12 protein-coding genes, 1 tRNA gene and 2 pseudogenes are annotated in these 24,086 nt (G+C 73.5%); 8 read left to right on the top strand and 7 right to left on the bottom strand.

Annotation, left to right across the window (positions count from 1 at the left end):
* The first annotated feature begins 183 nt into the window (after nt 1–183).
* Nucleotides 184–2,262, top strand: coding sequence for a neutral/alkaline ceramidase (locus E4N63_RS19355; RefSeq protein ID WP_230241298.1), 2,079 nt, complete (start codon nt 184–186; stop codon nt 2,260–2,262).
* Between the two features lie 146 nt (nt 2,263–2,408).
* Here the strand turns inward: E4N63_RS19355 and E4N63_RS19350 are convergent, their stop codons facing one another.
* The 6 genes from E4N63_RS19350 to E4N63_RS19325 all read right to left on the bottom strand — a co-directional run bounded on the left by E4N63_RS19350 (nt 2,409) and on the right by E4N63_RS19325 (nt 14,233).
* Entirely contained in the window at nt 2,409–5,129 is a 2,721-nt protein-coding gene (locus E4N63_RS19350) for a cation-transporting P-type ATPase (protein WP_125624195.1), read from the bottom strand.
* Nucleotides 5,130–5,433: 304 nt separating this feature from the next.
* The gene (gene mfd, locus E4N63_RS19345; protein WP_125624196.1) at nt 5,434–8,967 is read right to left on the bottom strand and encodes a transcription-repair coupling factor; all 3,534 of its coding nucleotides are present in this window, start codon (nt 8,965–8,967) and stop codon (nt 5,434–5,436) included.
* A gap of 267 nt (nt 8,968–9,234) precedes the next feature.
* A complete protein-coding gene (locus tag E4N63_RS19340) occupies nt 9,235–11,799 on the bottom strand; it encodes an ABC transporter permease (RefSeq protein ID WP_125624197.1) in 2,565 nt (854 codons plus the stop codon).
* Nucleotides 11,799–12,629, bottom strand: a complete 831-nt coding sequence (locus E4N63_RS19335) for an ABC transporter ATP-binding protein (RefSeq protein WP_125624198.1) — start codon at nt 12,627–12,629, stop codon at nt 11,799–11,801. Before E4N63_RS19335 ends, E4N63_RS19340 begins: the two co-directional genes overlap by 1 nt.
* Nucleotides 12,630–13,185: 556 nt before the next feature.
* On the bottom strand, nt 13,186–13,707 hold the full coding sequence (locus E4N63_RS19330; RefSeq protein WP_125624199.1) for an SUKH-3 domain-containing protein: 522 nt from the start codon (nt 13,705–13,707) through the stop codon (nt 13,186–13,188).
* A 1-nt stretch (nt 13,708) separates the two neighbouring features.
* Nucleotides 13,709–14,233: a YwqJ-related putative deaminase gene (locus E4N63_RS19325; RefSeq protein WP_043470479.1), complete on the bottom strand. Its 525-nt coding sequence runs from the start codon at nt 14,231–14,233 to the stop codon at nt 13,709–13,711.
* A gap of 416 nt (nt 14,234–14,649) precedes the next feature.
* Here E4N63_RS19325 and E4N63_RS19320 point away from each other — a divergent pair, with 416 nt between their 5' ends.
* The 4 genes from E4N63_RS19320 (at nt 14,650) to E4N63_RS19310 (ending at nt 19,660) form a co-directional block, all read left to right on the top strand.
* Nucleotides 14,650–15,657: an SMI1/KNR4 family protein gene (locus E4N63_RS19320; RefSeq protein WP_230241297.1), complete on the top strand. Its 1,008-nt coding sequence runs from the start codon at nt 14,650–14,652 to the stop codon at nt 15,655–15,657.
* Nucleotides 15,654–16,511: a hypothetical protein gene (locus E4N63_RS31550; protein WP_374112799.1), complete on the top strand. Its 858-nt coding sequence runs from the start codon at nt 15,654–15,656 to the stop codon at nt 16,509–16,511. The genes E4N63_RS19320 and E4N63_RS31550 overlap by 4 nt, the downstream gene beginning before the upstream one ends.
* A 611-nt stretch (nt 16,512–17,122) precedes the next feature.
* A complete protein-coding gene (locus E4N63_RS31545) occupies nt 17,123–18,259 on the top strand; it encodes an SUKH-4 family immunity protein (RefSeq protein WP_374112798.1) in 1,137 nt (378 codons plus the stop codon).
* A gap of 255 nt (nt 18,260–18,514) precedes the next feature.
* Nucleotides 18,515–19,660, top strand: coding sequence for a cellulose-binding protein (locus E4N63_RS19310; protein ID WP_230241296.1), 1,146 nt, complete (start codon nt 18,515–18,517; stop codon nt 19,658–19,660).
* Nucleotides 19,661–19,797: 137 nt separating this feature from the next.
* Here the strand turns inward: E4N63_RS19310 and E4N63_RS19305 are convergent.
* Nucleotides 19,798–21,327, bottom strand: a pseudogene (locus E4N63_RS19305) (sensor histidine kinase).
* Nucleotides 21,328–21,481: 154 nt separating this feature from the next.
* Here E4N63_RS19305 and E4N63_RS19300 point away from each other — a divergent pair.
* The 3 genes and pseudogenes from E4N63_RS19300 (at nt 21,482) to glmU (ending at nt 24,045) form a co-directional block, all read left to right on the top strand.
* Nucleotides 21,482–22,374: pseudogene (locus E4N63_RS19300) on the top strand (hypothetical protein).
* 29 nt (nt 22,375–22,403) lie between these two features.
* A tRNA-Gln gene (locus tag E4N63_RS19295) sits at nt 22,404–22,475 on the top strand.
* A gap of 115 nt (nt 22,476–22,590) precedes the next feature.
* Nucleotides 22,591–24,045 (top strand): bifunctional UDP-N-acetylglucosamine diphosphorylase/glucosamine-1-phosphate N-acetyltransferase GlmU, encoded by a 1,455-nt coding sequence (gene glmU, locus E4N63_RS19290; RefSeq protein WP_125626670.1) that lies wholly within the window; start codon nt 22,591–22,593, stop codon nt 24,043–24,045.
* Nucleotides 24,046–24,086 lie beyond the last annotated feature (41 nt).

The following is a 24,086-nucleotide window of genomic DNA, read 5'->3' as shown; positions in this document are numbered from 1 at the left end:
CCGGCCTTGCGGAAACCTCCCGCCGGCGCCCGGGTGTTACCGGCCGTAAGCCGACTTGGTCATGGCTATTGACCCGCCAGTAACCCCAGCCCCATCCTGAGCCCCGACCCGTGGTGCGACCGGGCGCCGGAAAGCCCCGGCCACCGGAACACCGCCCTCCCCTCACTCCCCGGGGCTTGACGCATGCCGATACGGACCACTCGCCCCGCAGACCGACACCCCCGCCACGCGGGCCGCGCGCACCGCACCCGGGCGGTCGCCCTCACCGCCGCCGCGGCCACCCTCGGCTCGCTCCTCCTCGGCGCCGCGACCGCGGCCCCCGCGAGCGCCGCGGCCGACGGCTACCGGGTCGGCGTGGGCATCGCCGACATCACCGGCGAGGCCGCCGAGGTCGGCATGATGGGCTACGCCCGGCTCGACCAGGAGACCTCCGGCATCCACTCCCGCCAGTGGGCCCGCGCCTTCGCGGTCGCCGACGGCAGCGGCGGCCGCACGGTCTTCGTCTCCACCGACCTCGGCATGATCATGCAGGGGGTGCAGCAGGACGTCATCCGCCGGCTCGGCGAGCGCTACGGCTCCCGCTACACCGACTCCAACGTCGTCCTCTCCGCCACCCACACCCACGCCGGCCCCGGCGGCCACTCCCACCACCTGCTCTACAACCTGACGATCCTGGGCCACAAGAAGAAGACCTACGAGGCCATCGTCTCGGGCATCGTCCGGGCCGTCGCGGCGGCCGACGCGGACCTCGCCCCCGGCAAGGTCAAGATCGCCACCGGTGAGCTGGACGGCGCCAACGTCAACCGCTCCCAGGAGGCGTTCCGGCGCAACCCGGCCGAGGACCGGGAGCGCTTCCCGGACGGTGTCGACCGCTCGATGACCGTGCTCCGCTTCGAACAGGAGGGCCAGCCGGTCGGCATGGTCAGCTGGTTCGCCACCCACGCCACCTCCATGACCCCGGAGAACACCCTCATCAGCCCGGACAACAAGGGCTATGCGCAGTACCACGTCGAGCACGGCGTCAACGGCGTCGAGTGGGGCGAGCGCGGGAAGTTCGTCGCGGCCTTCCCGCAGTCCAACGCCGGCGACATGTCGCCCAATCTGCGCGAGGGCGGCGCCAAGGGCCCCACGGACGACGAGTTCGAGAACACCGAGATCATCGGGAGGCTCCAGGCCGACAAGGCCGTCGAACTCTTCAGCGCGGCCAAGGAGGAGCTGACCGGCCCCATCGCCCACCGCCAGCGCTACGTCGACTTCTCCGGCGTCGAGGTCGGCCCCGCGTACACCGGCGACGGCCGGACGCACAGCACCTGCCCGGCGGCGCTCGGCCAGGGCTTCACCGCGGGCGCCGAGGACGGTCCCGGGCCCGACATCGCGGAGGAGGGCGAGCTCAAACCGAACCCCCTGCTCACCGTCGCCGGGGCGGTCGTCGCCCCGACACCCGCCGCGGTGCGCGAGTGCCAGAAGCCCAAACCGGTCTTCCTCACCACCGGTGTGCAGAAGCCGGCGTGGACCCCGCAGATCCTGCCCCTGCAGCTCGTCCGCATCGGGCAGCTGACGCTGACCGCGGCCCCGGCCGAGTTCACCGTCGTCGCCGGGCACCGCGTCATGGACACCGTCGCGGAGAAGCTCGGCCCCTCCTCCGAGCACACCGTCTTCGCCGGCTACTCCAACGCGTACGCGGGCTACGTCACCACGCCCGAGGAGTACGACGCCCAGCACTACGAGGGCGCGTCCACCCACTTCGGCCGCTACACCCTCCCCGCCTACCAGCAGGAGTTCGCCGGGCTCGCCTCCGCACTCCGGTCCGGCGAGCCCACCCCCAGCGCCGTCCGCCCGCCGTGGCTGGGCACCACCCAGCTCGACGTGAAGCCCGGCGTCGTCCTGGACTCCCCGCCGCTGGGCAAGGAGTTCGGCGACCTCGCCGAACAGCCGGCCGCGGGCTACACGCGCGGTGAACGCGCCGAGGCCGTCTTCTACACCGGCCACCCGCGCAACAACCTGCGCAGCGAGGGCACGTTCCTGGAGGTGCAGCGGCACACCGCGAACGGCTGGCGGACGGTGGCCACCGACAACGACTGGTCCACCACCTACCGCTGGAAGCGCTCCTACGCGGCCGTCTCCACGGCCACCACCGGCTGGGAGATCCCGGCGGACGCCGCCCCGGGCACGTACCGCTTCGTCCACCGCGGGGACACCCGCAACCTCCTCGGCGAGATCGACGGCTTCACCGGCGTCTCCCGCACCTTCACGGTCGGCTGACCGGCCCGGCGGGGCTCTTCCGGCCCCGCCCGGCCTTCCCGTCCCCTCCCGGGGCGCGGCGCCCGTACCTCCGGCGAACGGGGGTGCGGGCGCCGCCGTGTGTGCGCCCCGGCGCTCACCGGGGGCGGAGCGCGGGTCCCCGGCGGCTACACCCACTGCCGCCGCAGGCGCTTGTCGACCGCGACGACGAGCGAGGCCAGGGCGGCGATGCCGAGAATGCGGAGCCAGGTCTCCCCGTTGATCGGGGTGGTCTCGAACAGGGTGTTCATGGCCGGCAGATACGTGATGGCGAGCTGGCCCAGGGCCTGCACGGTGACACCACCGATGATCCACTTGTTGCTGAACGGACCGACGTGCCACATCGAGCGGGTGAGCGAGCGGCAGCTGAACAGATAGAACAACTCGACGACGACGAAGAGGTTGAGCGCGGCGGTGCGCGCCTCCGCCAGCCCGGCGCCCTCGGCCCGCTCCCAGCTGAACAGCCACCAGGATCCGGCCACGAGCAGCGTGGAGACCAGCACGACACGGAAGGCCAGGGCGCCGGTCAGCAGTGGTCTGTCCGGATCGCGCGGAGCCCGGCCCATGATCCCGGCCTCCTTCGGCTCGAAGGCGAGCATCAGGCCGAGCGCCACGGCCGTGGTCATGTTGATCCACAGGATCTGGGTGGGGAGGATCGGCAGCGCGGAGCCGAACAGGATCGCCGCCAGGATGACGAGGCCCTCGCCCATGTTCGTCGGCAGCGTCCACACGATGAACTTGGTGAGGTTGTCGAACACCCCACGGCCCTCTTCGACGGCCGCCTCGATGGTGGCGAAGTCGTCGTCGGTGAGCACCATGTCCGCCGCCTCCTTGGCGACTTCGGTGCCGCCCCGCCCCATGGCGATGCCGATGTTGGCCTGGCGCAGGGCGGGCGCGTCGTTGACGCCGTCGCCGGTCATGGCCACCACGTGGCCGCGCGACTGAAGCGCCTCGACCAGCCGGAGTTTCTGCTCCGGCGAGACCCGGGCGAAGACCCGCGCGCGGTCCACCGCCTCCGGGTACTCCTCCGCCGGCAGCGCGTCCAGGTCGGCGCCGGTGAGCACTCCCGCGTCGCCGCGCGAGCCTCCGACGTCACCGAAGAGATGGAGCCGCTCGGCGATGGCCCCGGCCGTGGCCGCGTGGTCCCCGGTGATCATCTTGACCGTGATCCCGGCGGTGTGGCAGGCCCGGACCGCCGACGCGGCCGCCGGGCGCGGCGGGTCGAGCATCGCCTGCAGCCCGGTCAGGGTCAGGGTGCCGTCCAGCGTGTCCTCATCGAACGCGCGGGGGTCCGGATCCGTGCGCACCGCGGTGGCCAGCACCCGCAGCCCCCGGCCCGCCAGGCCCTCCGCGGCGCGCAGCACGGCGTCCGCGTCCAGTTCCCGTACGGTGCCGTCCCCGGCCGACCGCCCGCCGCACAGCGGCAGAACCCGTTCGACCGCCCCCTTGACCAGCACGACATGGCCGGTGCCGCCGCCGGAACCGGGATCGCGGTGGAGGGTGGCCATGAACTGCCGTTCGGAGCTGAACGGAAGGGTGCCGGCCCGGGCGTACTCTCCCGGGAGCTCCGCCGGGTCGAGCCCGCCCTTGGCGGCCGCGACGAGCAGCGCGCCCTCGGTCGGATCGCCGACGAGCCCCCAGCGCCCCTCCTCGTGGGTGAGGGCCGCGTCATTGCAGGCGGCCCCGGCCAGCAGGGTCCACCACAGCGCCGAGCGCGGCTGGGGGACGGCCACGGTGCCGTCCGTTCCGTGGACGATCTCCCCCTGGGGCGCATATCCCGAGCCGGTCACCTCGTACTCGGCCCCGTCCGGGGTCCACACCGCCCGGACCGTCATCTGGTTCTCGGTGAGCGTGCCCGTCTTGTCCGAGCCGATGACCGTGGTGCTGCCCAGCGTCTCCACCGCCGGGAGCTGGCGGACCACCGCCTTGCGCCGCGCCATCCGCGCCACCCCGATGGCCAGCGTGATGGTGACCGCGGCCGGCAGCCCTTCGGGGATCGCGCCCACGGCCAGGGCGACCGCCGCGGTGAAGGTCTCCGCCCCGTCCTGCCCCCGCGCCAGGCCGACGCCGAAGGTCAGCGCCGCCAGCGCCAGGATGGCCACGGTCAGCACCTTGCTGAACTGGTTGAGCTTCGCCGTCAGCGGGGTGACCAGCGTCTCGGCGGACCCCACCAGCCGGTGGATCGCCCCGAGTTCGGTCTCGGCACCGGTCGCGACCGTGACACCGGTGCCGCTGCCCGCGGTCACCAGCGTCCCCGAGTAGAGCATGTTGTGCCGGTCGGCGACCGCGGCCGTGGCGGGCAGCACCGTCTCGTCCTTCGCCACCGGCACCGACTCGCCCGTCAGCGCCGACTCGTCCACCCGCAGCGACACCGGCCGGATCAGCCGCACATCGGCGGGGACCTTGTCCCCCGCCTCCACCAGCACCAGGTCACCGGGGACCAGCTCCTGCGAGGGGATCATCCGCTCACGGCCGCCGCGCACCACCCGGGCCCGGGTCCGCACCATCGACCGCAGGGCGTCCAGCGCGGCCTCGGCCTTCGACTCCTGCACGAATCCGACGACCGCGTTGACCACCACGACGCCGAAGATCACCGCGGAGTCCGTGTACTCGTGCAGCAGGGCCGTGATCGTGCCCGCGGCCAGCAACACGTAGACCAGCGGATGGTGGAACTGCCGCAGCACCCGCAGGAGCAGGCCGCCACCCGTGGCGGCCGGCAGCACGTTGGGGCCGTAGCGCTCCTGCCTCCGGGCCACCTCCCCCTCGGCCAGACCCCGGTGGGGGTCCGTCTCCAGCAGCATCACCACTTCGTGGGCCGCCAGTCCGTGGTGCGCCTCCGTGGGCGTCATCGCCGTCCCTCATGCCACGTCGCGGTGCGGACCGCGGGCCACCGCAGCCCCGGTGCCGCCCCTGTCGGTCCCGTGCCCCTGCCGCCCTTTCTACCCGCCCGGCCCCGGAGATCCCGGCAGCGGCCGGTGACACGCGTCTCCAGGCCCCGGACAAGTCCCGGGGTTTCCGGACGACCGGGAGCGCCGCCCGTTCCCCGACTCGCCGGTGTACGCCGTCATGCCGGCCGAACTGCCCCTGCGACAGGCCGCCGAACGCGGCGGGGCCCGCCCTCGGGCAGGCCCCGCCGCCACGGCAGCACCACCCTCACGACACCACCGTCGTCAGGAACTCCCCCGTCCACGCCAGCAGTTCGCGGCCGACCAGCGGCTTGCCGCCGATCCGGGCCGTCGCCGGGCGCGGCACCAGGAGCTGTCGCGTGGCCGGCTTGATCACCGCCCGCGGGTGGAGCCGCTTCAGCCGCAGCTCCTGCGACTCCCGCAGCTCCACCGGGCCGAAGCGGATGTTGGAGCCCTGGAGCGTGATGTCCGTGACCCCGCAGGAGCGGGCCAGCATCCGCAGGCCGGCGACCAGCAGCAGGTTCTCCACCGGCTCCGGCAGCTTTCCGTACCGGTCCGTCAGTTCCTCGCGGACGGCGGCGATGTCCTCCTCGGAGTTCGCGGAGGCGATCGCCCGGTACGCCTGGAGGCGCAGCCGCTCGCCGGGCGCGTAGTCGTGCGGGACGTGCGCGTCCACCGGCAGTTCGATCTTGACCTCCAGCGGCGGCTCCTCCTCCACACCGCCCTCCAGGGAGGCGCGGTAGTCGGCGACCGCCTCGCCCACCATCCGGACGTAGAGGTCGAAGCCGACGCCCGCGATGTGCCCGGACTGCTCGCCGCCGAGGAGATTGCCCGCGCCGCGGATCTCCAGGTCCTTCATCGCGACGTACATGCCCGCGCCCATCTCGGTGTGCTGCGCGATGGTCGCCAGCCGCTCGTGGGCGGTCTCGGTGAGCGGCTTCTCCGGCGGGTAGAGGAAGTAGGCGTAGCCGCGCTCGCGGCTGCGGCCGACGCGGCCCCGCAACTGGTGGAGCTGGGAGAGGCCGAAGGTGTCGGCCCGTTCCACGATCAGGGTGTTGGCGTTGGCGATGTCGATGCCGGACTCGACGATCGTCGTGGACACCAGCACGTCGAACTTCTTCTCCCAGAAGTCGACGACGACCTGCTCCAGCGCCGACTCCGACATCTGGCCGTGTGCGATCGCGATCCGCGCCTCGGGCACGGCCTCGCGCAGCCGGGCGGCCGCCCGGTCGATGGACTCCACCCGGTTGTGGATGTAGAACACCTGTCCCTCGCGCAGCAGTTCGCGGCGGATGGCGGCGCCGATCTGCCTGGTGTCGTACGGGCCGACGAAGGTGAGGACCGGGTGCCGCTCCTCCGGCGGGGTGGTGATCGTGGACATCTCCCGGATGCCGGTGACGGCCATCTCCAGGGTGCGCGGGATGGGCGTCGCGGACATGGTCAGCACGTCGACGTTGGCACGGAGCTTCTTCAGCTGCTCCTTGTGCTCGACGCCGAAGCGCTGCTCCTCGTCGACGATGACGAGCCCGAGGTCCTTGAACTTCGTCTCGGAGGAGAACAGCCGGTGGGTGCCGATGACGATGTCGACGGACCCCTCCCGCATCCCCTCCAGAACGGCCTTCGCCTCGGCGTCGGTCTGGAAGCGGGACAGCGCCTTCACCTTGACCGGGAAGGCGGCGTAGCGCTCGGAGAAGGTGCCCATGTGCTGCTGCACCAGCAGGGTCGTGGGGACGAGCACCGCGACCTGCTTGCCGTCCTGGACGGCCTTGAAGGCGGCCCGTACCGCGATCTCCGTCTTGCCGTAGCCGACGTCGCCGCAGATCAGCCGGTCCATCGGGACCGACTTCTCCATGTCCTCCTTGACCTCGGCGATGGTGGTGAGCTGGTCGGGGGTCTCCGTGTACGGGAAGGCGTCCTCCAGCTCGCGCTGCCAGGGAGTGTCCGGTCCGAACGTGTGGCCGGGGGCGGCCATCCGGGCCGAGTAGAGCCGGATGAGGTCGGCGGCGATCTCCTTGACGGCCTTCTTGGCGCGGGCCTTGGTCTTCGTCCAGTCGGCGCCGCCGAGCCGGTGCAGCGTCGGGGCCTCGCCGCCGACGTACTTGGTGACCTGCTCCAGCTGGTCGGTGGGGATGTAGAGGCGGTCGCCGGGCTGGCCGCGCTTCGCCGGCGCGTACTCCACCAGCAGGTACTCGCGGGTGGCGCCCTGGACGGTGCGCTGCACCATCTCCAGATAGCGGCCGACGCCGTGCTGCTCGTGGACGATGTAGTCGCCCGCCTCCAGGGTCAGCGGGTCGATGGTCTTGCGGCGGCGGGCCGGCATCCGGGCGCCGTCCCTGCCTGCGGTCTTCTGGCCCGTGAGATCCGTCTCGGTGAGCACGGCCAGTTTGAGGCCGGGGTCGGTGAAGCCCTGGTCGAGGGTGCCGCAGGCGACGTGGACGACGGACGGGGCGATCGCCCCCAGCCCGTCCTCCAGCCGGGCGGGGACGCCCTCGCCGCCCAGCACCTCGGCCATCCGGGCCGCCGTGCCGTGGCCCTCGGTGAGGTAGACGGCGCGCCAGCCGTCGGCCAGCCAGCCCTTGGTGTCGGCCAGCGCGCGGGCGGTGTCGCCGCGGTAGCTCTCGGCGGCGCGCATGCCCAGCTTGACGGTGTCCCCGCCGGCCTCCTCGTCGGCCGCGAAGGGGCTGACCGACCACCACGGCATCCCGATCTCCCGCGCCCGTTCCCGGACCTCGGCGATGCCCCGCAGGGAGGCCGCGCCGATGTCGATGGGCGCCTCGCCGGTGTCGGCCATGGCGGTGGCCGCCCAGGACGCCTGGAGGAACTCCTGGCTGGTGGCGACGAGATCGGCCGCGCGGGTGCGGACCCGCTCCGGGTCGCAGACGACGGCCATGCTGCCCTCGGGGAGGACGTCGATCAGCAGTTCCATCTCGTCGACCAGGACCGGCGCCAGGGACTCCATGCCCTCCACCGCGATCCCCTCGGCGATCTTGCCGAGGAGTTCGCCCAGCTCCGGGCGGCGCTCGGCGAGCTCCGCGGCCCGCCGCCGCACGTCCTCGGTGAGCAGCAGCTCGCGGCAGGGGGGCGCCCACAGGCCGTGCTCGGCGACCTCCAGGGAGCGCTGGTCGGCGACCTTGAAGTAGCGGATCTCCTCGGCTTCGTCACCCCAGAACTCCACCCGCAGGGGGTGCTCCTCGGTGGGCGGGAAGACGTCGAGGATGCCGCCGCGGACGGCGAAGTCGCCGCGCTTCTCGACCAGCTCGACCCGGGCGTACGCGGCGGCCGCCAGCGCCTCGGTGATCTCGGCCAGATCGGCGCTCTCCCCCTGTCGCAGGCTGACCGGCTCCAGCTCCCCGAGCCCCTTGACCTGCGGCTGGAGCACCGAGCGCACGGGGGCGACGACGACCCGCACAGGGCCCGCGGACGGGTCGTCGGCGACGGGGTGGGTGAGCCGGCGCAGCACGGCGAGGCGACGGCCGACGGTGTCGGAGCGGGGCGAGAGCCGCTCGTGCGGCAGCGTCTCCCAGGAGGGGTACTCCACGACCTCGTCCGGGGGCAGCAGACAGCGCAGGGCGGCGGCGAGGTCCTCGGCCTCACGGCCGGTGGCGGTGACGGCCAGCACGGGCCGCCCGGTGTCCCGGGCCAGGGCCGCCACGGCGAAGGGGCGGGCGGCCGGCGGGCCGACGAGATCGACGTGCGGCCGGCGGCCGTCGGTGGCGGCCCGCACCGCTTCGGCGAGCGCGGGGTCGCGGACGACGGCGTCGAGCAGACCGTGCAGGCTCATGGGGGCTTATTCCGTCCCGGGAGGAGATGGGCAACGCGAACGGCCCGGCACGTCCCCGCCGCGGCTGTGCTGCGGGCGGGCGGACGGTCCGGGTAACGCTCTCAGCCTACGTCGCCGCGCGGACAGCCGTGGCCCCGCTGCGGCGGAGGCCCGCAGGAACAGGAGGCAGGGGCGGGACGTGGGGCAGGGGCCATCCGGGCCGGGAACGGAGCGGGCTCCGGACCGCTGAGTGGTCCGGAGCCCGCGCGTTCGAGACGGCCGACCGCGCTACTCGGTCGCGATGGCGTTCAGCACGTTCATCCGCCCGGCCCGGAACGCCGGGACCAGGGCCGCGATCAGCCCCACCAGCGCCGAGCCGAAGAACACGGTGATGATCGTCGGCCAGGGGATGTCCAGCACGCCCAGGCCCTCCAGGGCCAGCAGCTGCTGGGTCGCCGCGCCCCAGGCCATGCCGAGGCCCAGGCCGAGGCCCGCGCCGAAGAGGGCGATGACCACGGACTCCAGGCGGATCATGCGGCGCAGCTGGCGCCGGGAGAGGCCGATGGCCCGCAGCAGGCCGATCTCGCGGGTGCGTTCGACCACCGACAGGGCGAGGGTGTTCACCACACCGAGGACGGCCACGATGATCGCCAGGGCGAGCAGCCCGTAGACCATGTTGAGCAGCTGGCCGATCTGGTCGCGCAGGGTCTCCTTGTAGTCGGCCTGGTCGCGGACTTTGTACTGCGGGTAGTCCTTCAGGCTGTCCTTCAGGGCGGTGTACGCCTGGTCGGCCTTGCCCTCCTCCGCCTTGCCGAACATCATCATGTTCGCCGGCATCTTCCCCTCGGGGAGGTACCGCTCCACGGTGGCGATGTTGACGTACATCGCCCCCTGGTCGACCGAGGTGTCCTGGGTGGTGATCGCCGCCACCTCCAGTTCCGCGGACTTCCCGCCGACGAAGTCCGCGGTGACCGTGTCCCCGAGCTCGATGCCGTGGTCCTTGGCGAAGTCCTCCGGGACGGACACGGCGTCCTCGCCGTACGCGGCGGAGAGCTCGCCCGCCACGGTCTCCACCCGCAGGTCCTCGGCGTAGGTCGGGTCGGCGGCGGCCAGACCCGTCTCGGTCTTCTTCCCGTCCGGCGTGGACAGTTCGACGCGGGCGACCTTGTAGTCGGTGACGTGGGACAGGCCGGGGGTGTCCTTGACCGCCTGCTCCGCCTCCGGCGTGATCAGCTGACCGGTGTCGGAGCCGACGATGAAGTCCGCCCCGACCGACTTGTCGAGCTGTTCCTCGGCGGAGGCCACCATGGAGGAGCCGACCACGGACAGGCCCGCGACCAGCGCCAGGCCGATCATCAGCGCGGCGGCCGTGGCGCCCGTACGGCGCGGGTTGCGCAGGGCGTTGCGCTCGGCCATCCGGCCCACCGGCCCGAAGAGCCGCAGCACGACCACGCTGATCGCCCGGACCACGACACCGGCCAGCAGCGGGCCGATCACCACGAAGCCGATGAGGCTGAACACGATGCCCAGGGAGAGGAACTGCGCTCCCTCCCCGGCCTCGGCGGCCCGCGCGGCGAGGACGAGCCCGGCCGCGCCGATGGCCGTCAGGACCAGCCCGACCACGGCCCGCACCCGGCCGGCCCGGCCGTCGGCCGGGGTGCCCGCGTCGCGCAGCGCGGCCATCGGCGAGACCTTCCCCGCCCGGCGGGCCGGGAGGTAGGCGGCGACGACGGTGACGACGACACCGAGCACCAGACCGATCAGGGGCGTGGTCGCCTTGACGGTCAGGTCGGAGGTGTCGAGGTTCATCCCGACCAGGCCCATGAGTTCCATCAGGGCGATGGCGATGCCGATGCCCGCGCCGATGCCCAGCAGCGAGCCCACCAGGCCCAGCAGCAGCGCCTCGGTGAGCACGGAGCGGTTGACCTGCTTGCGGCTGGCCCCGATGGCGCGCATCAGGCCGATCTCGCGGGTCCGCTGGGCGACCAGCATGGAGAAGGTGTTGACGATCAGGAAGATGCCGACCAGGACGGAGATCCCGGCGAAGCCGAGCAGCGCGTACTTCATGAAGTCGAGGAAGCCGCCGACCTCGTCCGCGGCCGAGTCGGCCGCCTCGTCCTTCGTCTTCACCTCGAAGCCGCCGCCGAGCTCCGCGATGACGTCCTTCTTGAGCTGCTCGTCGGTGACGCCGTCGGCCGCGGTCAGCAGCACCTGGCTGACCTGGTCGGTGGAGCCGAGGAGCTTCTCCTGGGCGGTGGGGCGGTCGAAGAAGACCAGCGCGGCGCCGGGGTTGGTGGCGGTGAACTTCGCGATACCGGTGATCTCCGCCTCGGTGGTGCCCCGGAAGGAGATGACCTTGACGGCGTCGCCGATCTCCAGCTTCTTCCGGTCGGCGGTGTCGGCGTCGACGAGGACCTCGGTCGGGCCGCGCGGGGCGTGGCCGGAGACCAGCTCCATCACCGAGTCCTCCTCGGCCCCCCAGTCGGTGGCGATGGTGGGGGCACCGGTGTCCGGCGAGAGGTTGTTGCCCTTGTCGTCGACGAGGGTGACGCGCTCGTCGAAGACGTCCGCCTGCGCCTTCTCCACACCGTCCAGCTTCTCCAGCCGGGCGGCCGTGGCCTCGGGGATGGTGGGCGCCTTACCGGTCTGCTGGGCGTTCTCGTCGGTCTTCGCCGAGACGGTGACGTCCGAGGCGGTGGAGGCGAACAGCTTGTCGAAGGTGGTGTTCATGGTGTCGGTGAAGACGAGCGTGCCGCACACGAACGCCACCGACAGCAGCACCGCGACGGCGGAGAGCACCATGCGGCCCTTGTGCGCGACGAAGTTGCGCAGGGAGGTCTTGAGGACGGTCATCACGCCCTCCCGCGGGCGGACGCGGCCGGGTCGGACGGGGTGTGCCCGGGGCCCTCGTCCGCCGAGAGGCTGAGCATCCGCTCCAGGACCCGCTCGGCGGTCGGGTCCGGCATGTCGTCGACGATGCGGCCGTCGGCGAGGTAGAGGACCCGGTCGGCGTAGGCGGCGGCGACCGGGTCGTGGGTGACCATCACGATCGTCTGGCCCAGCTCGTCCACGGAACGGCGCAGGAAGCCCAGCACCTCGGCGCCGGCCCGGGAGTCGAGGTTGCCGGTCGGCTCGTCACCGAAGATGATCTCCGGCCGGGCGGCCAGGGCCCGCGCCACCGCGACCCGCTGCTGCTGGCCGCCGGAGAGCTCGGTCGGCCGGTGCTTCAGCCGGTCCCGCAGGCCGACGGTGTCCACGACGCGGTCCAGCCACGCCTGGTCGGGCCTGCGGCCCGCGATGTCCATGGGGAGGGTGATGTTCTCCAGGGCATTGAGCGTGGGCAGCAGATTGAACGCCTGGAAGATGAAGCCGACCCGGTCCCGGCGGAGCTGGGTGAGCTTCTTGTCCTTGAGGCCGGTGATCTCCGTGTCGCCGAGGTGGATCTCACCGGCGGTGACGGTGTCCAGACCGGCCAGGCAGTGCATCAGGGTCGACTTGCCGGAGCCGGAGGGGCCCATGATCGCGGTGAGGCGGCCGCGGTCGATGTCCACGTCCACCCCGTCCAGCGCCAGGACCCGGGTCTCCCCGGAGCCGTACGCCTTGACGACCTTGCGGGCACGAGCCGCGACAGCCGTATGTCCTCCGCTGCCCCCGGTCCTGGGATTCGATACAGCCGTTGTCACGGTATGTCTCCTATGTCGCTACGAATGTGTCGGGCCGCTGCGGCCCGGATGATCGGTGGTCCGGTGGCCCGGTGGTGCGGTGGCCCGGCCCTGGTGGTCCCGGGTGGCCCCGCGTGTCCGGCCGCCGGTACGGACGGTGCCGCGCCGGCCGGTGCCGCGCCGGCCGGCTGCCTCCAGCCTGCCGCCCCGGCCCGTCCGGCACGATGGGGCGGGGCACCGTCCCCGCGGTGGGGATGGCCCCACCCGGGGCCCCGGGCCGGGCCGCCCCCGAGCACCGCATCACCAGATTAGGAGCGACCGGACCGCCCCTCGTCCTCCGGCGGTACGAAACCGCTCCTCCCGTGGGTACGGATCTCCCCCTAGGGGCCTCCGCCGGGTGAAGGAGCCGGCCACCCGCACCGTCCGCCCCGCGGACCGCGCCCCCGGCCCCCGAAACCTCAGTGACCAGCCGGAATACCCATCTTCCGGGACCGGGCCGGCCATGACGTGTGCGTCGTACACGGACCCGCGCCGCTTCCCCGTGGCGCTCCCGGCCGGGGGAAGCCCTCGGCCGCCCTCAGCCGCCGTCGACCGCCAGCCGCTCCGGGCGGCCGCCGGTGACGAGGGTGGTGAGAGCCGCGTCCACACTGTGCCCCAGGAACCAGTCACCGGTGTGGTCGAGGCTGTAGACCCGCCCCTCGCTGTCGACGGCCAGAACGGCCCGCCCGCTGCCGGGCTCCGGGCCCGGGGCCTCCTCGCCCAGCGGGCAGATCTCCGTGCCCAGTGCCCGCCCCAGATCGGAGAGGGTCCGCGCCAGGTGCAGCCCGCACATCGGGTCGATCAGACAGGTCGTGGGCGCCACCTGGAGCCCCGCGGGGGCACCCGCGATCCGCAGCCCCCCGAACTCGGCCCACGCCTCGACGGCCGCCGGGAACACGGTGTGCCGGTGGCCCGCCGGCGACACATGGGCGCGCAGGCCGTCGGCCCACGTCTCGGCCTGCCGGATGTCCCAGCGTCCCGGCCGCCAGCCCGCCTTCCGCAGAGCGGCGTCCACGGCGACCGCGAACCGGTCGGTGGCCGTACGGTCGAAAGCGCGCACATCAGCTCCTGTCCGGGGCGGACACCGAGGGGTCCACGGCACGGACGCCGAAATGCGCCAGCAGCGCCGTGCAGGACCGGCAGGGAGGGGCGTACCGGCCGTGCCGGGGGTCGCCGTCCTCCCGGATGTGACGCGCCGTCAACTTGGCCTGTTTCAGAGCCTTCCGCGCCTCGCCCTGGGTCAGCGGCCGGCGGGCGGCCCGCTTGCTCCGCGCGCCCTCGACCTCGGCCAGCTGCCGGGAGAGCAGCAGGGCCTCGGGGCAGCGGCCGGTGAATCGTTCACGCTGAGCCGTGCCGAGCCGGTCGAGGAAGTCCTGGACCAGCGGATGGAGCACCGGCGGCCGGTCACCCCGCCCCGCCGTGGCGGTGAGGGTCTTCCCGCGCACGGAGAGCGCCGCGGCGACCGCGGGCAGAATGCCGTCCCGGCGGTGCCGGAGAACCGGCGGCCGCGCGGGACCGGCATCGCTGCTCCATCGCAGCCGCGGGTCACCCGGCGGGGTTGCCGGGAGGTCCTGGGTGGCGCTCATTCGGTGGTTCCCCTCCTGTGCAATCCCCCTGGTTGCGGGGACAGCCTGCCAAACCGCCGGGGAAATCAGGAAGTCCGGCGGGCCCCCTCCGCGCGTCGCACGACCGCAGGTCACCGGCGGGTGACAGGTCGTCACAGGAAAGACGACAGACCCCCCGAAAGGGTTATCCCGGGCCGCCCGGGAACGGAAGCGCGCCCGCCCCGCGAACACCGGTGCAGCCGCCCCGGACACCTCCGGGGGCCCGGGGCACCCGGCCTGGGCCCGTGCGAGCCCCTCACCGGCCCCGAGGACCCCGCGTCCCCGCACCGAATACCCCCGAATGGCGTACACCCCTGCCCCGCCACCGGGACGGGACCCGCACCCCCGGCACCGCATAGGCTGTGCGCCAACATCGGACGCAGCAGGGGGCAACCGCCATGACGACAGGCCGGCCCGGGCTGGGGGCGCCTCCCAGCCCCCGGGCGGGGGAACACCCCGCGCCACCCAACACCGCCTACGCCGGGCAGATCGTGCACTTCCCGGACCCGGTCCGCGCCGCCCGGTACCCCGGCGGCGTGCGGATCGACGAGAACGGCCGTCCGGACTTCTCCCCCTACGCGCGCGCGGCCGCCGAGATCGCCGACCCCCCCGAGGGCTTCGGCGTCGACGAACTCCGGCTCACCGACTACGTGTCGGCCAACGCCGCCCTGCACACCGCGGGCCACGACCTCTGGGGCAGCCTCCCGCCGGTGGCCACCCCGCACGGCTGGACCTGGCACCACGTACCGGACAGCCGCCGGATGGAACTCGTGCCCGTCGAGGTCAAGGCATTGCTGCGGCACCACGGCGGACTGGCCACCGCCTCCGTCGACCAGGACAAGCGCGGCACCCGCCCCCTGCAGGAGACCCGGCCCGCCCACCTCGGGCTGCCCAAGGGCGCCCTGTCCGTCACCGAGACGCAGGTCCTCGGCGCCGAGGAGGACCTCGGCTACCGGCTGCCCGGCGCCTACCGGTCCTTCCTGAAGGCGGCGGGCGGCTGCGCGCCGGTCGGCGCCGCGCTCGACGCCGGACTGGGCCTCCTCGTCGACCAGCCGTTCTTCACGGTGCGCGACGAGGCCGCCGTCAACGACCTCGTCTACGTCAACAAGTGCCTGCGCGACCACCTCACCAAGGACTACCTGGGCGTCGCCTTCGTCCAGGGCGGCATCCTCGCGGTCAAGGTGAAGGGTTCGGCGCTCGGCTCGGTGTGGTTCTGCGCCTACGACGACGCGCGCGACCACGACGGCCTCACCGTCCAGGAGCGGGTCGAACAGCTCCTGCTGCCCTGCGGCGACGACTTCGACGACTTCCTGCGGCGGCTGGCGGGCAGCCCGCCCGAACTGGAGACCGTGGCCAACCTGATGGTGGACGGCGGCTTCGCGTACGCCGTCCCGGTGGAGGGATGAGCGCGATGGTGACCTTCGCACAGGCGCAGGAACGCGCCGAGGAGTGGATCAACGGCGACGTCCCCGCGTACCAGCACCGCGAGGTGAAGGTGCGTGAGTTCGACCTGGGCTTCGTGGTCTGGGCCGAGGACCGCGAGGACGGCCCCACCTCGGACGGCGGCCGGTCCCGGCTCGTCATCGCCCGGGACAGCGGCGACGCCACCCTGTGGCCCGCGCTCCCGGTCGGCGAGATCATCCGCCACTACGAGGAGCGCTACGGCGCGGCCCCCCTCGACACCGGCGGCGCACCGGCCGAACGGCCGCAGCGGGTCGACCTGGAGGCCACATCCTTTCTGCTGACACCCCCGCAGTGGCTCCAGGACGCAGCCGACCAGATCGGTATCCCGGACCGCAGGCGGGACTCCGCCGCGCCGGCCCAGGGCTCCGGACCGGCGGCGGGCGCGGACACGAGCTCGGGCCCGGGCGCAGGCGCGGCCCCGGGCGCGGGCACCGGCTCCGCCACGCCCCCCGCCGCGGCCGCACCGTCCGGCGGCGCGCCCGTCGCGGGCACCACCTGGCCCGAGGCCGGCTCGTCCGGCGCCTCCGGCTCCCCGGGCGGAACGGGCTCCGCCGCCGGGAACAGCCCGGGCCCCTCCGCGCGGGACGGCGTCCCCTCGGCCGCCCCGGCGCCGTACCCGGCCCCGGCGCGCCTCCCAGCGGCACCCCCTGGGCCGGCACCGACATCACCGCGGGACCCGACGACGCCTCCGTCGATCTCCCCGCCACCGTCTTCGCACCGCCCCTGGCCGGCGAGGACGGAGACGAGGCCACAGGCCCGCAGCAGAGTTCGCGGGCGCACGACCGGACGGAACTGATGTCCGGGGGCAGCCAGTTGCCCCGCACCACCGTCGCCCCGGCCGTCGGCGAACCGTCCACCCCGGGCGGCACGGGCGGCTCCGGCACCGGCGGCGCCCCGGCTCCGGGCGGCACGCCGCAGGCACCGCACGCCTCGCAGGCGCCGCAGACCCCGGGCGCGGGTACGCCCCCGCCGCCCGGCCCCCGGGAGCCCCGGGAGCGTCCGGCATCCCCGGCACTCCCCGCCGCCCCCGCGCCCGGCGCACCGGGTGGCGGCGCGCACCATGCCGCCACCATGCTCGCCGGACCCAACCCGGGCGGCCCCGCCGCCCGGGAGCGCCCCGTCCCCGGGCCCGCCCGGCACCCCGGCGCGGGCACCCGCCACCCCCGGGCCGCCCGGTGCCCCCGGCGCTCCTGCTGCGCCGGGCGCCTCCGGCGGCGATCCGCACTACCAGGCGACCATGCTCGCCGGGCCCACCCCGGCGGCCCCGCCGCCCCGGGAGCACCCCAACCTCCCGGCCCGCCCGGCACCCCGAGTGCCGGCGCCGGCCGCCACCTCCCGGCCCTCCCGGCACCCCGGCGCACCCGGTGGGCCGGGCGCCCCGGCGGCGACCCCCACTACCAGGCCACCATGCTCGCCGGACCCAACCCCGCCGGCCCCGGAGCCCCGCAGCACCCCGCCCCCGGGCCCGCCCGGCACCCCGGCATGCCACCCGGCGCCCAGCCGCCGCCACCGCCGCCCGCCCCGGGCGCGTACGGCTACCCACAGGCACCGGCCGGCCCGCCCATGGTGGGCCCCGGCTACATGGCCGTCCTCCGCTACCGCGCACAGGACGGCTCGGAGCAGCAGATCATCCGCCGCTCCGCCTACGGCACCCCGCACCCGGAGTGGCAGATCCTGCACGAGCTGCGCGCGCAGAACGTCCCGCCACAGCAGGTGCTGGAACTCCACACCGAACTGGAGTCCTGCGACCTGCCCGGCGGCTACTGCGCCCGGATGGTCCGCGAGACCTTCCCCCAGGTGCGGATCAGCCACACCGCCCCCTACGGCCGTGATCACGCCACACGCCAGCAGGGCGTACGCCATCTGATCGAGCACCAGGGCGAGTTGCACCAGGTGGCCGACGGCCCGGCACGCCCCGCGCCGAACCGGGTGCCGCTGCCGCACCCCGGTCAGGTACCGCCGATCCCGCCGGTGCCGGCCGAGGGCCTCGCCCACGAACTGGCCCAGTCCTTCGGCCCCCAGGGGCTCTTCCGGTTCGACCAGCACGCGGTGTCCCGGCAGGGCGTGCCCGACATCGTCGCGCAGACCCTGGTGTGGGCCGGACTCCCGGTGGACTTCGGCCCGTTCTTCTGGGCCCAGGCCCAGCCCGGCCGCCCCGTGCCGACCCTGGCCGAACTGGCGGCCGAACGCGGCGTGCAGCCCGCCCCGGACGCCGGCTCGTACCTCGTCATGGGCAGCGACTTCGGCCGCCAGCTGTGCGTGCAGTACGGCACGGCCAACATCGTCGCCGTACCGATCGAGGCGGGGCCGGGCGGACAGCCGGTACCCCCGCAGTTCGTCAACACCGGGCTGCCCGAATTCGTCCGCTGTATGGCCATGCTCGGCCGCATGTGGCGGCTGCGCTACGGACTGACGCCCGAACAGGCCGGCCGCTGGACCGTCGACTTCCAGGCCCAGCTGATCGCCCTCGACCCCGCCTGCCTGTCGTCCCCCGAGAGCTGGTGGTCCGTCATCCTCGAACAGATGTGGGACGGGCTGCTCTGACCCCGGCGGCCCGCCGCCGCCCTTCCCCTCCCGGTACGCCGCCGGGTGCCCCGACACCCGGGCACCCGGCGGCGTCCTCGCACAGCCCGCCCCAGCCGTGCCCACCCGCCGCACCGGACCCCATTCCGGCTTCGCGGCCGATGCCGCATCCTTGAACAGGGACGGAAGGGCGGAGTGTCGCGTTATGGGCGCCTGACCCGCATCGGAAAGATATGCGCCGGAGCGGATCTCACAATCGGGACGAAAGGGCTCAAAATGAGTGCGACTGTGTCACCCCACGGGATCACCACCGTACGCGGCCACCGGCGCGGCTACCGGCCGGAGCAGGTCAACCGCGCGATCGCCGAACTCACCGGAGCCCGCGACGAGGCCCTCGACCGCGCCGACCGGCTCGCGGCCCGCGCCGAGGACATGGAGACCGAACTCACCCGGCTCCGCGAACACGCCGCACAACTCCCCCCGCAGACCTACGAGTCCCTCGGCGCGCGCGCCCGCGAACTCCTCCTCACCGTCGAGGCCGAGGCCGCCGAACTCCGCGCCCGCGCCGAGACCACCGCCCAGGCCCTCCGCGACGAAGCCGACGCGACCGCCCGCACCCTTCGCGACGCCGCCCGCGTCGACGCCACCGCACTCCGCAAGGAAGCCGACCACTGGGCCGAGCAGGCCCTCGCCGCCGCCCGCGAGATCGCCGGCAAGACCCTCACCACCGCCCGCCGGGCCGCCCAGGAACAACGCGCCCAGGCAGCCGCCGCCCTCAAGGACGCCCGCGAACGGGCCACCCGCCTCCACGCCGAACAGGAACGCGAACTCGCCGCCCGCCGGGCCGACGCCGACCGGGAACTCTCCGCCGCCAGGGCCGCCACCGAGAAGCACGTCACCGAACTGACGGAACGCGCCGAAACCCTCCTCGCCCGGGCCCGCGACACCCACGCCGACGCCGAGGACACCGCCCGGCGCGAACGCGACGAAGCCGAAGCCCGCGCCGCCGACATCATCGCCCAGGCCCACGCCCGCCGCGAACGCGTCGAACGCGAAACCGAACGCGCCCTGCGCGACCACGCCAGCCGCCGCGACACCCTCCGCGCCCAGATGGAACACATCCGCACCAGCCTCGCCACCATCACCGGCCGCGGCACCCGTCGCGACACCGACCACCCCCGGCCCGGCGCCACCGAACACCCTCGGGACCCGGCCGAAGACCACACCCCGGAACGCCCCGGGACCCGCACCGAGGAGCAGCCTCCGGGACGCACCCCGGAACACACTCCGGACACCACCACGGAACACCGCCCGGACCCCGCCCCTCCCGTGACGGGAACCACACCCCGGCCACCGGACCGGGACAGCCACCCGCCCCGACAGCGGATCCGTACCCGCCCCGGCCCCGGCACCGAGAACTGAGCAGCACCCGCACCCCCAGGGCACCGGACACCAGAAACGGCGACACCGGTAACCGGCCCGCCCGCCCTCAGCCGCTCCAGGGCCTCAACCACCCCGGGCCGCCCTCAGCCGCGCAGGGCATCCGCTCCGGGCCGGCCTCAGCCGCTCCGGTCCGGCAGCACCGCCGACACCCGGAACCCCCCCGAGTCCGTCGGGCCGAACACGAAACCGCCCCCCAGCGCCGTCACCCGCTCCCGCATCCCCACCAGACCGTTCCCACCACTGGGCAACCGCGCGTCCGAGCCGCCCTCCGCCGCCGGACCGTTCTCCACCAGCACCGCGACCTCGGACTCCCGGTGCGCCAACCGCACCCGTATCTCCGCCCCCGCCGCGTGCTTGTGCACATTCGTCAACGCCTCCTGCACCACCCGGTAGGCCGTCTGCTCCACCTGTGGCGCACGCTCCCGGACCGCCTCCCCCTCCACGGAGAACTCCACCACCATCCCGGCCGCCCGGGACTCACCGACCAGGACCTCCAGATCACCCAGCCCCGGCCCCTCGGCCTGCTCCGCCGCCACCGACGGCCGCGGCACCGACTCCACCGCCACAGCCGCACCCGGCCCCGCACCCCGCACATCCGGAGACACCACGGCCCCGGCCGGCACGGGCACCCGCTCAGCGCCCCCGGCCGCGCGCCCGTCGCCCCGTCACCCCGTCACCGCCCGGAGCCGCCACCGGCCGCCCGGCGCCCGGACCGGACCCGCACCCGGACCGGACCCCGCCCGCGAACCCGAATCCGGGCCCGCGCCCGGTTCCGCACCCGCGCCCGGCTCCGCGTCCGCCTTCACCGCCGACCCCGAGCGCAGCACCCCCAGCATCTCCCGCAACTCCGTCAGCGCCTGCCGCCCCAGATCCCCCACCAGACCGGCGTTCTTCACCGCCCGCTCCGGATCCTTCACCGCGACCGCCTGCAGAGCCGCCGCATGCACCACCATCAGACTCACCCGGTGCGCCACCACGTCGTGCATCTCCCGCGCGATCCGCCGGCGCTCCTCGTCCCGCGCCCACTCGGCACGCTCCTCCGCCCGCTCGGCCAGCAGCGACAGCTCCCGCTCCAGACCGTCCGCACGCTCCCGCAGACTCTCCACCAGCCGCCGCCGCGCCCCCACGTACAACCCCAGGAACACCGGCGGCGCGGTCAGCCCCAGCGACATCAGCACCGGCGCCAGCAGCACCACCCACTCCGGCGCCACGTACTCCTCTTGCCGACCGAGGTCCCGCTGGAACTGGATGAACGTCACCAGCAGCGTCCCGGCCATCGACATCCCCGCCAGCACCGCCGTGATCCGCCGCGGCACCTCCGACGCCGCCAGCGTGTACAGGCCCACCAGCCCCAGCAGCAGCCCCATCTCCGCCGGCGAGACCGCCACCGCCACCAGCACCACCGCGATCGGCCAGCGCCGCCGCACCAGCAGCACCGACCCCGCCACCACGCCCAGCAGCACCCCCAGTACCACCGGAATCCGCGCCTCACCGGCGAACGCGTACCCCTCCGCCGCACACTCCACGACCGACGCCACCGTCAGCGCGACGTCCAGCGCCATCCCGCGCCGCCGCTCCCACCACCACGGCCCCGCGGGCGCGCCCCGCACGCCCGATTCCGCGGCTCCTACCCCCGATGTGGTCATAACGTCCACCCTAAGGCCGCACTCCACGGATACCGGAGCGGGGCATCCACACAAACCGGACTCGAACGCGGTCGATTTCTGCGACTTCCACCCGAACTGCTGAATCGCCCGCATTTCCGCCCAGCCGTACACACGGACGGCCGACCCTGAGCCCATGACCGACGTACGACGCCGCGACGGCGATGGCACGGGCGGACTCCGGGACGGCTCCGCCACCTTCGAGGACCTGCGGGAACGAGCCGTCGCACTGCGCGGAGAAGGACTGAGCCGCAGGCAGATCCGCGACCGGCTGAAGGTGCACAACAACAACCTGCTCAACCGCCTGCTCGACGGCGAGCCCCCACCGGACTGGACGAAACGCCCCAACGCCAGGGACGACCTGCGCGCCGCGGCCCGCGAGATGCGCTCACGCGGGATGACCTACGACGAGATCCAGCTCGAACTGGGCTGCTCGAAGAGTTCGATCTCACTCGGGTACGCGACCTGCCGAAGCCGGAACGACCCCCCAGGACACCGGTCGAGGCGTCCGCAGCGGCGCAGAAGAGCCGGGAGGCCACGCTGGACCGGCGAAACTTCGAGCGCCGGCAGACAAAACTCTCGGCCGCGTACGAGATCGGCAACCTCAGCCGGCGGGAGCTCTTCCTGATCGGCGTCGGCCTGTACTGGGCGGAGGGCGCGAAGGACAAGCCGTACGACCGGCGCGAGAAAGTCGTCTTCGTCAACAGCGATCCGGGCATGGTGTCCACGTTCCTGGCCTGGCTGGATCTTCTCGGAGTGGCACCCGGGCAGCGACGCTACTCCGTCAACATCCACGAGTCGGCGGACATCGGCCGTGCCGAGCACTTCTGGCTGGAGCACACCGGTGCCGCCCCGGACCAGTTCGGCAAGACGGCCCTGAAGAAGCACAACCCGAGGACCGCCCGGAGGAATACGGGTGACAACTACTACGGCTGCCTTGCCATCCGCGTGAACGACAGCGCCGATCTATACCGTCGCGTCGAAGGCTGGTGGTACGGCATAGTAGTAGCGGCCGAGCGGACAGCTTAACCAAATGTCCAAATTGGCCACTTATGCCATCCGCTGTGGTGTAATGGGCAGCACTGGGTCTTTTGGTGGCCTAAGTCCGGGTTCGAGTCCTGGCAGCGGAGCTGATCGTCACCTCTCACGGGCCCCGGCCGCACGGCCGGGGCCCGCGCGCGTTCCGGGCCGAAAACACCCCGGTATCCTGCGGGTGTCCACCATCCGAAGCCGAAGGGCACACCCGTGAGCGTCAACCGCCCGGCAGCCGTCGTCGTCCTCGCCGCGGGTGAGGGCACCCGTATGAAGTCGGCCACCCCCAAGGTCCTGCACAGCATCTGCGGCCGCTCCCTCGTCGGACACGTCGTCGCCGCTTCCCGTGAACTCGATCCCGAGCAGCTCGTCGTGGTCGTGGGCCACGCCCGCGAGCAGGTCGCCGCGCATCTGGCCGGGATCGACCCCGCCGCGACGACGGCCGTGCAGTACGAGCAGAACGGCACCGGGCACGCCGTGCGGATGGGGCTGGAGTCCCTGGCCGCGGCCGGCCGCGCGGCCGACGGCACCGTGGTGGTGGTCTGCGGTGACACCCCGCTGCTCACCGGGGCCACGCTGCGGAGCCTCGCCGGCACCCACGCCGCGGACGGCAACGCCGTGACCGTCCTCACCGCCGAGGTACCGGACTCCACCGGCTACGGCCGCATCGTGCGCGACCCGGCGGACGGCGCGGTCACCGCGATCGTCGAGCACAAGGACGCCACGGACGAGCAGCGCGCAATCACGGAGATCAACTCCGGGGTCTTCGCGTTCGACGGCCGGCTGCTGGCGGACGCGCTGGGCAAGCTCCGCACGGACAACAGCCAGGGCGAGGAGTACCTCACCGATGTGCTGGGGATTCTCCGCGAGGCGGGGCACCGGGTGGGCGCGGCCGTGGCGGCCGACCACCGGGAGATCCTGGGCATCAACAACCGCGTGCAGCTGGCGCAGGCGCGGCGGTTGCTGAACGACCGGCTGCTGGAGGCGGCGATGCTCGCCGGGGTGACGGTGGTCGATCCGGCGACGACGTGGCTGGACGCGACGGTGGTGTTCGAGCCGGACGCGGTGGTCCACCCGGGTACGCAGTTGCACGGTGCGACGCGTCTGGCGGCGGGTGCGGAGGTGGGTCCGGACTGCACGCTGACGGACACGTCGGTGGGTGCGGGTGCCCGGGTGGTGCGGACGGTCGCGGACGGGGCGGAGATCGGCCCGGAGGCGTCGGTGGGCCCGTACGCGTATCTGCGGCCGGGGACGCGGCTGGCGCGGAAGGCGAAGGCGGGTACGTTCGTCGAGATGAAGAACTCGCAGATCGGTGAGGGGACGAAGGTGCCGCATCTGTCGTATGTGGGGGATGCGACGATCGGTGAGTTCTCCAACATCGGCGCGGCGAGCGTCTTTGTGAACTACGACGGTGAGAGCAAGCACCGGACGACGGTCGGCTCACATTGCAAGACGGGTTCGGACAACATGTTTGTGGCTCCTGTCACCATCGGGGACGGGGCCTACACCGCCGCGGGGTCGGTCATCACGCGTGATGTGCCGCCGGGTTCGCTGGCCGTGGCCCGGGGCCAGCAGCGGAATATCGAGGGCTGGGTGGCCCGGAAGCGTCCCGGGAGCGCCGCCGCGCAGGCGGCTTCCGCAGCTCAGGAGGAGGGTGACGGGGCCTAGCCCTCGTGCCGGGGTGCGCCGCGCTGGGCGTACCGTGAGAA

Source organism: Streptomyces sp. MNU89, from assembly GCF_020982505.1.
GTDB lineage: Bacteria > Actinomycetota > Actinomycetes > Streptomycetales > Streptomycetaceae > Streptomyces > Streptomyces xinghaiensis.
Note: the sequence above shows the minus strand (reverse complement) of the source record. Positions and strands in the feature narration are given on the sequence as shown.

Bases quoted from the DNA above. Each gene is read 5' to 3' on its own strand.
- E4N63_RS19340 (WP_125624197.1), bottom strand. From the start codon at position 11,799: ATGACCGTCCTCAAGACCTCCCTGCGCAACTTCGTCGCGCACAAGGGC.
- E4N63_RS19320 (WP_230241297.1), top strand. From the start codon at position 14,650: ATGACGACAGGCCGGCCCGGGCTGGGGGCGCCTCCCAGCCCCCGGGCG.
- E4N63_RS19350 (WP_125624195.1), bottom strand. From the start codon at position 5,129: ATGACGCCCACGGAGGCGCACCACGGACTGGCGGCCCACGAAGTGGTG.
- E4N63_RS19310 (WP_230241296.1), top strand. From the start codon at position 18,515: ATGAGTGCGACTGTGTCACCCCACGGGATCACCACCGTACGCGGCCAC.
- mfd (WP_125624196.1), bottom strand. From the start codon at position 8,967: ATGAGCCTGCACGGTCTGCTCGACGCCGTCGTCCGCGACCCCGCGCTC.
- E4N63_RS19355 (WP_230241298.1), top strand. From the start codon at position 184: ATGCCGATACGGACCACTCGCCCCGCAGACCGACACCCCCGCCACGCG.
- E4N63_RS19325 (WP_043470479.1), bottom strand. From the start codon at position 14,233: ATGAGCGCCACCCAGGACCTCCCGGCAACCCCGCCGGGTGACCCGCGG.
- E4N63_RS31550 (WP_374112799.1), top strand. From the start codon at position 15,654: ATGAGCGCGATGGTGACCTTCGCACAGGCGCAGGAACGCGCCGAGGAG.
- E4N63_RS31545 (WP_374112798.1), top strand. From the start codon at position 17,123: ATGCTCGCCGGACCCAACCCCGCCGGCCCCGGAGCCCCGCAGCACCCC.